The sequence below is a fragment of the Duganella sp. LjRoot269 genome (genome assembly GCF_964254095.1).
In the GTDB taxonomy this organism is placed as follows: Bacteria; Pseudomonadota; Gammaproteobacteria; order Burkholderiales; family Burkholderiaceae_D; genus Rugamonas; species Rugamonas hordei.
Window position 1 is genome coordinate 19,758 of record NZ_CAXUSL020000002.1, and the last position, 12,585, is coordinate 32,342.

Genomic DNA, 12,585 nt, shown 5'->3' on the forward strand with positions numbered 1-12,585 from the left:
CTTCAACCGTACAGGCCGTGCAGATACCACTGCGCTTCGTGCGTGCGTTCCAGGTAGATCCAGTAGCACGTCGCGTCGGCGCCCTGGGCGATGTAGTAGTCGCGGGCCACCGTCTGGTCGTTCCACCAGCCGGCCTCAATGCGCTCCGGCCCCTTGATGAGTCGCAGCGCGCTAGTGTAGAACGGCCGGTTGTCGCGCACCAGCAGGCGGACGGGCTTGGGCAGCAGCAGCGACGGCCTGGCCAGCGGTTCCGGGTCGGCCGCGCCGCGCGCCGCTTGCGAGGTGGCCGGCACCCAGCTGTTGCAGGCCTCCGGCCGGTGATCGGAGGCCTGCGCCGGCATCAGCACGTTCTCCGCACCCAGTCTGGCCGATAACACCTCCAGCAGACGCGTGAAATCCTCCGGCGAGCCGCCCGGTTCCGGAAACAGTTGGTCGGTCGGCGGCAGCATCGCCTGCAGATCCAGCGCGCGTAGGCGTAGCGCGATCACCGGCGACGTGAGCTCCACCTTCGCGAGGCGCTCCTTGAGCAGGCGCAGCAGGTGCGGCTCCTTCCAGGTCGGCTCGCCCAGCCGGATCTCCAGCGTGGTCGGCACCACCGCCGCGCGGCCTCGCTCGTGCTCCAGATCCAGGGCGAACGCGGCCACGGCCAGCTGCTGTACCGTGAGCCATCCCGTCATCTGCAGGATCAGCGCGGTCGCGCCGCACATCAGCGCCTCCGCGTGCTCGATGCGGTCGAAGGTTTCGGCGTAGCCTGAAAACTGCGGGGCGACCGCGATCCAGCGCTGCATCTCGGGCAGTTCGCCATAGGCGCGATCGAGTTCCTGCAGCAGCTGGGCACCAGTACGCCGAAGCAGGCCGGCGCGCGGCAGGCGCCGCAGCGCCGCCAAATCGGTCGCGCCGATCCCACGCAGCCAGTCCAGATGCGGCCAGGCAGCTGCCAGCGATCGGATGCCCAAGCGGTCCAGCAGGCGTGCGAGCGTGTCGCTGCGAACGCAGCGCCGGCGCGGCGGCCGACGGCCGCAGGGGGCGCGCGCAAGCATCCATGCGCCGCCGGCGGTGGGCGCGGCGCCCAGGCATACCGTGAAGCCCAGTTGGTTCGCGCTGTCACGCACCAGCCGGCAAAGCGCGCGGTGGCCGCCGAACAGGCGCAGGCTGGCACCCACGTCGAGCAGCATACCGAAGTCTGGCTGCAACGCTACCTCCGGCGTAAAACGCATCATAGCCAGCGCCAGCGCGTGCAGCGCGTCGGCCTCGCGCGTGATGTCGCGATCGAGCGCCGTCGCGTCGGGTGACATCGCCGCCACACCGGCTTGGCGCATGCCCAGCGTCACACCGTCCGCTTGGGCCGGCGCCGAGATGGCGCGCACTTGGCCCTGGTCCATCACGACGAACTTGCCCGACTCAGACCAACAGGGGCGCAGCGCTTCGAGCGGCAGCAGAGGCAGAAATAGGCTGAGGAGGAACCGCATGATCTTGATGAAATGGATGGCGTCCGACGGGCATTTCCGGCAAACGCACGAATAGGTCTTCTTCGGCGGCCGGACCACGGCGCTTCACCATGGAAACGGAGATGCCGCCCAGCGCGGGTCGCAGTCCAAGTCGGAGCAGCGCCGGCGAGGCCTCGCTGCGGCCGGCCAGTGGCCGTAGGAGCCAGAAATGGGTATCGGCGGCCTGTGCGGCCAGGTGCAAGCGCCTGAGCGATTCAGCGCGCACGTTAGCTTGCCAGAGGACCACCGCGCCGCAGCTCCCGTTTTTCAGGATCTGCTCGGCCGTCCACAGCGCGTCGCCAGTTCTTTGGGGACGCATCCACAGCAGGCGATTGATGTCGATGCCCCAGGTTTGCAAGGCTTTGGCGTGGGGAATGTACGGCGGCTGAATCAGCGCGATACGCCGCTCCTGAGCCAGCTTTTTCAGGACGGGCTTGAGCAGTTGAAGCTCGCCAATCCCGGACTGCTGCACCAGCAGTTCGACCAGACTGGATCGGGGCCATCCGTGATTCGGCAATTCCCGGTCCAGATCCGCGTGTCCACTGGACATCGTAGGCACGCGCGAGACGGCCAATTCGCTGGCCCGCCAAATATCGGGCATCAGCGCGGGGTCGCAGGCGTTGCTGCCGACTGTGGGGGAAAATGAAGTGCCGATCATGATGTGGCTGCTGTTGCCTATGAATAATTGCTGTATGGATGTACAGTATATCGCAAACCTTTGGGGCAGGTATACAAATTGGTGGTTGTCGTGCGGCGATATCGTTGGCCAGAGTAAGATGGGGCAAACCAACCTGCGAGAGAACGATCATGTGCGGACGACTCGACCAAAATGACATTGACCGGCTCCTGAATGATTTCGGCTGGGCCGGAGAGGTTGTGCGTCGGCAGGTTGGAAGCCAGACCTTCGATGCACGCCCTGGCACCCAGCGGCCGATCATCTACCTGGACGGTTCGGATCTCGTCGTGGACGCGCGTTTTTGGGGGTACAAGGGGCGCAACGCTCCACCTGGTGCAACCCGCCCCGTGCCCAATGCGCGCCTTGACAAACTGCTGGGCCCTTACTGGGGCAGGCTCGCGCGAGGCAGGCGCGTGATTGTGCCGGCCAATGGCTGGTACGAATGGGTACCTGAGCCGGACCAGCCGAAGAAAAAGCATCGCTGGCACATCCATCGCGCCGACGGCGAGCTGCTATACATGGCGGGGATTACGCTGTGGACGCAAACCGAACTACCACATGAAAGCGGCTTCGTCATCGTCACCTCCGCCGCAGAGGGCAGCATGGTCGACCTGCATTCGCGCGCGCCGATTGTCTTTACAGCAACTGATGCAGCAACCTGGTTGGACCCGGAGATTGCCGGCGAGCAGGCGGCCGAGTTGGCGCGTTCCACCTCGCTAGGGCATGATCGCTTCGCTTGGTTTGAAGTGAGCAGCACGGTGAAAGACGGACCGGAGCTGGCGCAGCCGTTGGAGCGGTCAGTCCTCCCACTGTAGAACAGGTTGGCCAGCAGCTGGTGGTGGCCATGGCCACCGCCGCGCTGCGCGCGCCGGCGGCGATCGCGGATCCGGCGGTGGTCAGGTGTTGGCGTGGGCGCGGCGCCGGCGGCGGCCGGCCAGCAGCTGGTGCATGCAGGGCGTGGTGTGGGCCAGCGCCGGTGCCGCGGCGCGCCGGCGGCCGCCGTCGACCTGGTGCAGCAGCTGGAGGAGGCGCCGGCCAGGCGCCGAGCTGGTGGAGCAGGTTGGCCAGCAGCTGGTGGTGGCCATGGCCACCGCCGCGCTGCGCGCGCCGGCCGCGATCGCGGATCCGGCGGTCAACTACCTCATCGACGGTGCGTTGTCCTCGCCAAGTCCTTCTCCTTCTGTATGATCGAAATCATTGGTCATTGAGAGAACCATCATTTCTTGCAGGGCTGTACGGAGCACGGCAATCGCATCGTCAAATCTCGGGTGGTACCCCAACGTGTCGACAGCCTCAAACTGCACCTTGAGCGCGGTGTAGCGCGATTCTAGGTGGCCTAACAGGACGTCAGCGTGCCGCAGCATAAATTCCCGCTGATGGAGCAGTTCATCACGTTCATGCTGTGCTACCAGCGCGAAGTCGAAGATGTCCCTGCCGGTGATACGATCGCCCCGGTGCCACATCTTCTTCGCAATGATTTCCACCGAGGTCTCGACTTTGACTTCGCGGCCAAGCAGCGTGACGACTTCATAGCCAGGCGACGTGAGATTTGGAGCTGCGACGAAGTCGACCTCGCCTTCAGGAAGGAAGAGCTTGATGTAGCCGGCCGCCTCGTCGTATTCGGTGGTCAGGGATTCGACGACATCGCTCAACCTGGGGTTCACGAAGCCGAGTGATTGTGGATCGGGCACGAAGATGTCGATGTCCTTACTAAAGCGGTGCCCATAGCGCAGCATCAGTACGGTGCCACCCCCCAGGGTCCAGAATGGATTGTCCCGGCCGTGTTTCGCGATTTCGTCGATCGCGATCATTGCGCTCTGAAAGAGACGTTCCCACGTGACAGGGACTGTACCCTGCGTCAGTGCGACCAGACTTCCCGACATACGTGCCACTCCTTTGCAAGATGCTGCAGGTTCTTCATGATTTTGCTCGACGATGTTTCCGCGCTTGCCGCCTCTGCGACGGCCTTGACCACAACAGGCAAGGGTGTCTCTTCCAGGAAGGCCAACAGGTGAGCCTGGTACTGTTGAGGCACGTCGCCAGTTCGAAGAATATGTGACAGAGCGTTGGGCGTGAGCATGACCCGATAGCTCGTGCTCGCGCTTCTCGCTGCTACAGCCAGGCCACTCTTCATGTTCGGCCCTTCTTGCGCCGCAAGCCCGATGCCCAAGAGGTCCAGGATCGCGTTGAGTTTGGTATAGCCCATGTCGTTTAATGTGCCGTTTTCCAGCCGATTAACGGTGACGCGAGACAGACCGACCAAGTTGCCAACCTGCTCTTGCAGAAGGCCCAACTCGGTGCGCTTTTGTTTCACTGCGATTCCTATCTGTTGCAAATTCACAATGTTACCTTACTCATTCGTGTTAAGTATAATTTACATGGTAGCATAATCCACGTGCTCCTACTTCGCTTTGCCTGGGCACATTGTTTTCGTCGCGGCGAATTGTCACGAGAGGTGAAGCATTGACCAGCAATTTGTGAAAAGGTTAAGAATATGGGTGAAGCAAAGGGTAGGCGTGCTGCATTGGTGGCTTGGGAGGCTGATCTCAGCGACGAGGAGAAGACCATCGTGTCGGTTTGCAAGCTGATCCATGCGCGCCTGAACAAGGACGCGGGTTTCGTGCGGGCCTGTTACTTCTTCGCCATGCTGTTACGGAAGCACCTCAAAGAGCAGAAGGGCATTCTCGTAACGCCAGTAGTCGGCTGGGCCGGCTATAAGGGGAACGTGTTTGGACATGCGTGGGCAGAATACCAAGGCAAGATCATTGACCTGTCACTGACGCAGACGACCGAGCCGATAATTTTCCCGTCCGGCCCTTTGGTCATTCTTGGCCAGCCCTTTGGGCACGGCGTCACCTACGAATACATCCGAGAAACGAGCGATGACATTGCCGCGGTGGCCGGCGAGTTTCGAGTCTCGTTTGGTGAGCGCATGCGCATGACCGTCGCGAGCGACGATCTCATCGACGAGTATTTTAACGATGCTCCGCCAGAGCACCGTTATGCGGAAATTTTGAGCAAGCTCAACTAACTGGACGCGGCGCCGGCCGGGCGCCGAGGTTCAGCCCGCCGGCCGATCCGCTGGCTCGATGTCCTCGTCTACTAAATCTGGGTCCGTGTCAGGCGTTTCTTGTGGCTCCAGGGCCTCATGTATCGCCTGAATAATCGCGCTAGCCAGTTCCTGGTCTTCGAGCATTGGAAACGCCTTTCTCAGCTTGTTCGATATCGTCCAGCCGTTCTTGCGCACTGATCTGATGATTTGGTCGATGTCTGTGTTCGGCCCCTCGAGATATTCTTTCACTCCGGCGCGGGCACGCTCGATGTCACGCAGAAAAAGCGCCTCCTTGCTCATTTCGTTCTCGATTGTCATCTGCACAACATGCCCCAGATAGGCGGCTTGGGATGTCAGGTCGGGATAGCGCCATACCGGCAAAGCGTCGTCATAGTCGTCGAAGTGGAAATTGCTGCGGACACCGTCTGGATACTCGACCATCGCATCGAAACGGTAACGGTCGGCAAACCTGCGCATGATCGGTTTCGAGAACCGCTCCAGCGCCCTATCGTAGCCGACACGTTCATGCGTGCTGTTCGTAATTGTCGCGGAGATTGGCAGTATGAACGGCTCTGGCACCGCGCCATCGCGGCGCAAGACGTCGTTGACCAGGAATCGCGAGATTCTCCCATTTCCATCGCTCATCGGGTGAATAAATACGAACCCGAAGCTTGCAATAGCTGCGCGTACGATCGCCGATGCCCCCCGCGTTTTGCTCAACGTCGCTTGCAGGCCGCCGAGCAGTGGTTGCGTCCGATCCCAGTGCGGCGCGATATAGTCGACCTTGTCGAGATAGCCGACCGTATGGCCCACGAACACTGGCGACTGTCGGACGCCATATCGTGTGGCGGGCCCAAGAATCTCAGCCTGCAGTGCACTGAGGGCGTCGACCGATAGCGGTTCATTGGCCGTGCCGCACCGGCTTTCCATGGCGGCGGCAAATCGCCGGACACGATCGACTTTTTTTTCTTCGCGTTCGATCAGAAAGCTTGCGCGGGACTCCTTGATTGTGAGCCAGACCGCACTTCGCATCAAAATATCAGCGCCGAATTCCACCTCCAGGTCCCTCAGTGCCTTGGCGCAATCATATCCCTCTGCCTTGTGGACAGCTCCGGTTCGCAGGATCATCGGACAAAATTCGGGCGTGCCCGGCATGTTGTCCCGCACTCGCCACCGTTGAACATTGATGGAGCGGGTGGCCACGAAATATTTATCAGGCTCCAATGCCTCAATGTAATTCCCCGAAGGGGCGTCTGGCACGTCGAGCGTACGGCCCGTCATCCATTCGTAGAAAAAACCGATTCGTCGCGCGTACGCGCCGGTCGGCTCTCCACGGATCCATTCTTCGAATACTGAAGGGGGAACCACGTCGAATACGCGCGAAAAAAATTCCAAATTGACAGTCTCGTATTTTAATGAGAAAGTGATATGTGCTGGAACGGTGGGGTCAGGCTCGGCTGCGGCTGGATATGTCTCAAGCCGGACCTCGTCGCTTTCCATCGTTTTGCGCCGTGTTCCCAGCTGACTTTCGACAGCAAAAGGTTGCACCGGCTCAATACCAAGGTGCTCAGCCACCCATTTCAATCCAAGGTAATTGCTCATTTTTGAGTAAAGTCGTTTTTTTTTATATAAAAACTAGTGTCTCACAAAAAAAATGAATAAAACATAGTTTTTATGTCAATCTTGGGGTAGTGCACTCATCTGCAGCATTCCAGTCGTACTCGACGTGGTCCACGGGTTCCGCAATCGTCCAACCTGGCAAGCCGGCGCGCACGCAGGCCTCGATCGTCGCATATTCGCCTTGATCAGGCTCCACGGTGACGAGGGAAACACCCTCCGGGCGGCCGCCGGCCCAAGTCGACATGAATTGCTCAGCGCGCGCTTCGCTTGGAAACGTGATCGCAGCAGGCTGGTCTACCGGGTCGAGCTTGGACCAAAACGCTAGGCCGATGCAGCTGCCAATAAAAATCCCTTCAATTTCGCTATAAATTACATAAGCCATCGCGATTCTCCCATCGTGCATGCGTAGTTACGCGGCGATGTGCCGCACCAACTGCATGGTGACGGGATTCCAGGCACGTGGTTGCAACAGCGACGCTAGCCGGTGCCGCAGCACCGCAGGTCGACCTCCTCGGCATGTCCCTCGTCGACGGCTTTCGCCGCGCCAGGCGAAATCTCGCAACTGTCGTGGGAGTAGAATATTCTATTCGGCCAGTAGAATATTCTACCGACCAAAAAATCCCATGATTACCTAGCGCGGCTACCGCGCAATTTCGGAGAATGAATGATTTCGATCCCGCCACTATCCCATGTTCATCTGGTGGACCAGCTGCGCATCTCAGCGCGCACGCGCAAGTTCCTGCTACGCAGCGATGTCCAGACGGTCGACCAGCTGTGCCAGCTCAGCTATCTTGACTTGGTGCGTAGCTCTGGACTGCACCAGTGGAATGCGTACCAGGTGCGGCGCGAACTGGCCCGTATCGGTCGCCACCTGCGTGATGAGGCAATACCTGGTGTGATGCTTGACACAGAAGAATTTGGCCACGTCGACCTGGGGCTAACGATCCACGCTTGCCTGGCTGAGGACCAGAAAGACCCACTCAAACTGGAGTTGATTATCAACGGCAACGTGCTCATGGAGTACGACCTGCTGGAAGGGTTCCGAGCTGGCGCCGAGGACTGCGAGCCGGCGAACCGTGTCGCCCAACTGCGTCACACCGCGCTGGACCTTCGGCGCATGGCCGCCGCGTTGGACGAGCTGGCCAGCGAAGAGCCTGCAGAGGCCTGATCGGCTAGAGGTATCGTGGGAACCACGAGAAGGCAGATAAGTCTGCGTCCAGCCCACAATAAGGCACCTGGCATGGCGCTGCCAGGTGCAATGAGCAGAACTAGCCTTTTGGCTTGCCCTGGGCGTCACTGAGGCGGAATTTCTGGCGGCGATCGCCCATCAGAAAGCGCAAATCTCGGATGGTCAGTTCGGACACCTCGTGCATGCGGATCAGCAGCGAGGCGCCGACGGGCAGGCGGCGGTGGCGGATCTTGCTGATCACCGGCGGCGCCACTTCCAGCGCGCGGGCGAGGGCCGCGTCGTTTTTCAGCTGCAGCTGCTCGATCAAGGTGTCGAGCAGGCGGTCGGGGTTGTATTCCAGTTCTTCGGTGTCGCCTTGATCGGCTCCGTGGGACAGATTGTCTCGCATATCGCGTTCCTTTTCGGTAGTGTGGTTGAGATTGTATTACTCTTGGGAAATCAATTCTTCGTCCTGCACCTTGGCATCGCCTATGTGCTTCTTCGACTTTGCAGCCTTCTGCGCCTTTTTCAGCGTGGCGGCCGCAATCAGCTCGGCGTAGCGCTGCTGGATGGATTCCGGCGTGGTGTAGGCGAGCTCGATGCCCAGCAGAAGCGCCATTTCCTGCCGAACCGAGGCGAGAATCCTGGCGTCGTCGTCGGAAGGTACAGCGGTGGGCCATCCCTTCGTGTACAGCAGGTGCGAAGGAATCCGGCTCTCAATGTCGACGCGGCGCGCGGCCTTTTCCTTGGCCTGTGCTACCGCCAGTCGCAAGTCGGCCGATAGCAGCTGGGGTGCGGTATCCGCAAGCCAGTGTTGACCCTGGAACGCAAATGTCGAATCGGCTTCGAGCTGGACCATCTCGCGGTACACATCGGCATTGTTTTCGCACGCAGCCGACGCGCGCAGGTCGGCCTGGCAGCTCATGATGCAGAACACGCACGAGACGCGCGACACGGCGTAGCGCACATAGGCCTCGTGCAGGCGCAGGCCAGACTGCGCGATGGACGCGAAAACGTCCTCGAGCTTCCATTCGATGATCGCATTCCAGGTTACGCCCACCTTTTGCTTGCGGGCACGCTTCAATTTCTCTTGTAGTGCCGAGACCGGCATCTTCGACCGCGTAGTGCTCTCCTGGCGGCGGATGCCGGCGACGTTCACGATATCGTGATCAGGAAAGCGCCCCTTCAGCGCTCGGGTGATGACATCCACCTTGAGTTCCGAGGTGCAGAAGCGAAGCGCCGGCGTGCTCCAGGGCAGAATCAGCTTCACGCAAGACAGCTCAGCATAGCGTTTCAAGTTCGCCTTCCAGCGCGACTGCCAGCGGTCCATCATGTCGCCGGCCGGACGGCGCACGACCATAAGCTCCAAGCCAAATCGCTCGGCCAGCTCCTCACACACGGGGAGGCTATCGTCCCACTCGACGCGCCCAAGGTCAGCATGGACCAGTACGCGCGGTCCAGTATGTCCGAACGAGTCCAGATAGTTGATCACTGCGACGGTGCACGCTTGGCTGTCCTTGCCACCCGAGACCCCGATCGCGCAGACGGCGCCGGCGTCGAGCAAGTTTTGCACTTCATCGGTGATGGCCACCGAGGGGACCGCGTGGGCCAGGCTCGCCTGCGGGGTTGGGATAAGACTGACTGCTTTTTTCATTTTATGGCTCCAGAACGTCACATTGGTATTGGACCAAATTTGGAGCCCGTCTCGCAAATGTGGTTGCAGATTGGGGAGGACTTCTCCGCTTGGCCGCCGTGGGCCAAGCGGTTCATGCTCGGTGCGCTAAGGCTGAGATGATTCGGATTCGCCGGCGCGGACGTCCTCGAGCAGCTGGTCCTTGCACTCGATCCAGAGCTGCGCGAGAGACGCGTTGCCCTGGTTGGCCACGTCGTCCAGAAGCTGCTTCGAGCCCCGCTCCATCAACGAATAGGCTAGGCGCTCGATTTGGTCTTCCGAAAGGTCGCTTGTATCGATGTCGGCTTCGATGGCGGAAATCGCATCCAGTCCGCTCCAAACAGAAACGGTATGGCCGCGGTGGCGGATCGCTTCGGCCAGCGTGCTGGTGGAAAGCTGCTGCATCATCGCGACACGGAGCAGGTCGGAGACTTGACCGCGCATCTGGTCGTCCTGGATGCTGGCCACAATCTTGTTGAATTCCGACTGGATATGCGCGGAGGCCGCTGCAGCATCGCCTGCAACCAGAGCAGAATTGAGCTTGGCGCCGAATTCGACGGCGTTGGTGGTGTTGCTCTCCAGCTTGACCTGGCGGCTGTAGTAGCTGCAGTCGCCGCCAAATTCGAACAGCCGCGGACGGTCAGAATGCCAGCAGCCTTCGATCTTCATGGCCTTGAGGCCATGGCCATCATCGATCCGCTCGGCGACGCGATAGACGGTGTCCAGATCCGCGGCATCGGTGAACTGGTAGGTAGCAAGCAATCGCGCGAGAACCGGGTCGCTGTCGGCGCCGTAGTGCCTCGCGATGACCTGCAAGTACTCGCCGGCAAACCACTCGTCGCCGAGCGGCACGTCAATGTCGAGCGACTCCGCGAGATCACGCAGCTCCTCCAGGATGTCCTGCCACGATGGCGGGCTGTTTTCGGACATGCGTGAGATAAAGACCTGGCCATCCCCAGGATGGTGCTCGTCCAGGCCGAAGCCCTTGAAGAGTGCGCGGATCAGCGGCGTCACCGCGCTGAGCTCCAGCACGCCGGTTGAATCGTAAAGGTTTTGAGACATGGTGCGCCCTATGTTTGGTTGATAGGGCCCGGCACAAGCAATGTGCGTGTGACAGGCATACTCAATCATCTCGTTAAACCTGCGACGTGGTTGCAAAATCGGGTGTCCGTGCGCGCAGCTTTTGCAAGACGCGTTTCATGTGCTCGCGCGACTCCTGGTGGGCGAGCAGCACATCGTCTTCCGACGCCGGCTCGTCGCCCATAATGCCCAGGAACTGGGAAACCTTCAGGCCCAGTGCTTCCTGCATTTCCGGATCGGTCCCTTGGTCTGAAACGAGGTAGTAGCACAGCACCGAGTCGCGCAAGCCTTGGCGGTGCGCGCGATCTTCAGCTTGGCTGTGCACGGCGGGAGACCAATCCAGTTCCGCGAACACAACGACCCTGGCGCGCTCCTGCAGGCCATCAATGCCGGTGGCCGCTCGCAAGGAGATAATGCACAAATTCGTTTTTCCCGTCCTGAAGGCTTCCTTTGCTTCCCATTTCTGATCCGACGATTGGCGCCCAGTGATGCAAACCGGATTGAAGTCGGCCAGCTGCTCAAGCAGCGTGTCGACCACGGAATGGTGGTGGGCGAATACGATGGTCGGTTCATCCGCCTCGAGCAGCGTGCGGACGAACGCGGCGGCCGCATGAGACTTCGCGATCCCAGTAGCCCGCCTCGTCTCAGTGATCGCCTCCAGCTCAGCGCGGCCGCGCGCAAGCACGTCGGACAGACCTTCAGCTTTCTTGGCCAGCGCCACCGCGCTCTGGATCAGTTCGTTGTACAGGCCATCGTTGGCGTCGAGGTGCTCGATAATTCGCCGCTTCGGCGGCAGGTCCTGGAGAACGTCTTCCTTGCGCCGGCGCAGCATAAGGCCTTCACGGCGCAGATGCGCATTGAGAATGTCGGGCTGGACCACGGCATCATTCCCGTAGCCGTTACACCACTCGCGAGTAAACGAGTCCCAATCCCCCAGGCAGTGGTACTCGATAATGTTGAGCACGTTCCAGATCTCGCCACCACGGTTATAGATCGGTGTTCCGGAAAGACCGATTACTTCATCGGCAGCGGTAGCGAGGTCGCTGGCCGCCGAGTACTTCTCGGTACCGGCGTGACGCAGATCCTGGATCTCGTCGAAAATGATGCGCTTGAAGCCATGGCCGCGCAGCGTCTGGCGCCAGGAGCGCAATAACAAGTAGTGGATCACATAGATGTCGGCGGGTGGGAGCGGAGCCGCTTTCGTGCCGCGGATGACGTGCACCCTCACGCCGGTACTGCTGGCGAAAAGCGGGCCGTCGTCCTGGCCATCAGTTTCCAGAAATTCCGGGATCTTTTCTTGCCAGTGGCGCACCAGGTGCGGCGGCACCACCACGAGCGCTGGCCATTGCTGATCGGTCGCGAGGTATGCGAGCGCCTGGACGGTCTTGCCAAGGCCCATTTCGTCTGCCAGAAGGGTGCGGCGGTTGCCCAGCATCCAGGCGAGACCCTCGCATTGGAAGGGGCTCAGCTCGCCCTTGAACGTAACATCCGGGTGCGCGACCACGCAGCCCTTGGCCAACTGCTTTCGCTGCATCGCGTAGTTGCAGGCGTCACCATAGGCCTGGTCAAATAGGCCGGGATCATCCACCTGCAACGGCCAACGGTGCATGAACCAGACCAGGTCTCCGAAATTGCGGCGGTTCGCCGGGAACTTGGCAATGCCAGCTCCACGTCCGCTCGATCCAGGGAAGACCCGCTTTGCCATCTCGGCTACTTGGGGTTCTCCATCGATGATCCAGAATTCGCCTTTCGGGGTGCTTTCCCTGCGGAGCACGCCGAATGTCTCGCTCGCCGACTGTGGCCTTGCCAGGTACTGCGGAACTTCCATCT

The 12,585-nt window shown here is 60.7% G+C and carries 14 protein-coding genes; 3 read left to right on the forward strand and 11 right to left on the reverse strand.

Annotated features, from left to right (window positions below):
- Positions 1-2 precede the first annotated feature (2 nt).
- Entirely contained in the window at positions 3-1,469 is a 1,467-nt protein-coding gene (locus ACSQ3S_RS32750) for a Y-family DNA polymerase (protein WP_436145135.1), read from the reverse strand.
- Complete coding sequence (gene imuA, locus ACSQ3S_RS32755; protein ID WP_436145136.1) at positions 1,402-2,145, reverse strand: translesion DNA synthesis-associated protein ImuA; 744 nt, start codon at positions 2,143-2,145, stop codon at positions 1,402-1,404. The genes ACSQ3S_RS32750 and imuA overlap by 68 nt, the downstream gene beginning before the upstream one ends.
- Before the next feature lie 149 nt (positions 2,146-2,294).
- Between imuA and ACSQ3S_RS32760 the strand changes: the two genes are divergently transcribed.
- Positions 2,295-2,978, forward strand: coding sequence for an SOS response-associated peptidase (locus tag ACSQ3S_RS32760; RefSeq protein ID WP_436145137.1), 684 nt, complete (start codon positions 2,295-2,297; stop codon positions 2,976-2,978).
- An 81-nt stretch (positions 2,979-3,059) separates the two neighbouring features.
- On the opposite strand, the gene ACSQ3S_RS32765 is transcribed toward ACSQ3S_RS32760, so the two are convergent.
- The 3 genes from ACSQ3S_RS32765 to ACSQ3S_RS32775 are packed head-to-tail and all read right to left on the reverse strand — an operon-like array spanning position 3,060 to position 4,477.
- Positions 3,060-3,299 carry a hypothetical protein gene (locus ACSQ3S_RS32765; RefSeq protein WP_436145138.1) on the reverse strand — a complete coding sequence of 80 codons (240 nt, stop codon included), beginning with the start codon at positions 3,297-3,299 and terminating at the stop codon, positions 3,060-3,062.
- Complete coding sequence (locus ACSQ3S_RS32770) at positions 3,300-3,974, reverse strand: nucleotidyl transferase AbiEii/AbiGii toxin family protein (protein WP_436145139.1); 675 nt, start codon at positions 3,972-3,974, stop codon at positions 3,300-3,302. It lies immediately after the preceding gene.
- A 47-nt stretch (positions 3,975-4,021) separates the two neighbouring features.
- The gene (locus ACSQ3S_RS32775; RefSeq protein ID WP_436145140.1) at positions 4,022-4,477 is read right to left on the reverse strand and encodes a helix-turn-helix transcriptional regulator; all 456 of its coding nucleotides are present in this window, start codon (positions 4,475-4,477) and stop codon (positions 4,022-4,024) included.
- Between the two features lie 180 nt (positions 4,478-4,657).
- Here ACSQ3S_RS32775 and ACSQ3S_RS32780 point away from each other — a divergent pair, with 180 nt between their 5' ends.
- Positions 4,658-5,194 carry a hypothetical protein gene (locus ACSQ3S_RS32780; RefSeq protein WP_436145141.1) on the forward strand — a complete coding sequence of 179 codons (537 nt, stop codon included), beginning with the start codon at positions 4,658-4,660 and terminating at the stop codon, positions 5,192-5,194.
- A gap of 30 nt (positions 5,195-5,224) precedes the next feature.
- On the opposite strand, the gene ACSQ3S_RS32785 is transcribed toward ACSQ3S_RS32780, so the two are convergent.
- Both ACSQ3S_RS32785 and ACSQ3S_RS32790 read right to left on the reverse strand, forming a co-directional pair.
- Positions 5,225-6,817, reverse strand: a complete 1,593-nt coding sequence (locus tag ACSQ3S_RS32785) for a Fic family protein (protein WP_436145142.1) — start codon at positions 6,815-6,817, stop codon at positions 5,225-5,227.
- 70 nt (positions 6,818-6,887) lie between these two features.
- Positions 6,888-7,217 (reverse strand): hypothetical protein, encoded by a 330-nt coding sequence (locus ACSQ3S_RS32790; protein WP_436145143.1) that lies wholly within the window; start codon positions 7,215-7,217, stop codon positions 6,888-6,890.
- 282 nt (positions 7,218-7,499) lie between these two features.
- Here ACSQ3S_RS32790 and ACSQ3S_RS32795 point away from each other — a divergent pair, with 282 nt between their 5' ends.
- The gene (locus tag ACSQ3S_RS32795; protein WP_436145144.1) at positions 7,500-8,003 is read left to right on the forward strand and encodes a hypothetical protein; all 504 of its coding nucleotides are present in this window, start codon (positions 7,500-7,502) and stop codon (positions 8,001-8,003) included.
- A 100-nt stretch (positions 8,004-8,103) separates the two neighbouring features.
- Here the strand turns inward: ACSQ3S_RS32795 and ACSQ3S_RS32800 are convergent, their stop codons facing one another.
- The 4 genes from ACSQ3S_RS32800 to ACSQ3S_RS32815 all read right to left on the reverse strand — a co-directional run bounded on the left by ACSQ3S_RS32800 (position 8,104) and on the right by ACSQ3S_RS32815 (position 12,583).
- On the reverse strand, positions 8,104-8,412 hold the full coding sequence (locus ACSQ3S_RS32800) for a hypothetical protein (RefSeq protein WP_436145145.1): 309 nt from the start codon (positions 8,410-8,412) through the stop codon (positions 8,104-8,106).
- 36 nt (positions 8,413-8,448) lie between these two features.
- Complete coding sequence (locus tag ACSQ3S_RS32805; RefSeq protein WP_436145146.1) at positions 8,449-9,657, reverse strand: phosphoadenosine phosphosulfate reductase domain-containing protein; 1,209 nt, start codon at positions 9,655-9,657, stop codon at positions 8,449-8,451.
- A gap of 126 nt (positions 9,658-9,783) precedes the next feature.
- Complete coding sequence (locus ACSQ3S_RS32810; protein WP_436145147.1) at positions 9,784-10,737, reverse strand: hypothetical protein; 954 nt, start codon at positions 10,735-10,737, stop codon at positions 9,784-9,786.
- A gap of 73 nt (positions 10,738-10,810) precedes the next feature.
- Complete coding sequence (locus ACSQ3S_RS32815; RefSeq protein ID WP_436145288.1) at positions 10,811-12,583, reverse strand: DEAD/DEAH box helicase; 1,773 nt, start codon at positions 12,581-12,583, stop codon at positions 10,811-10,813.
- Positions 12,584-12,585 lie beyond the last annotated feature (2 nt).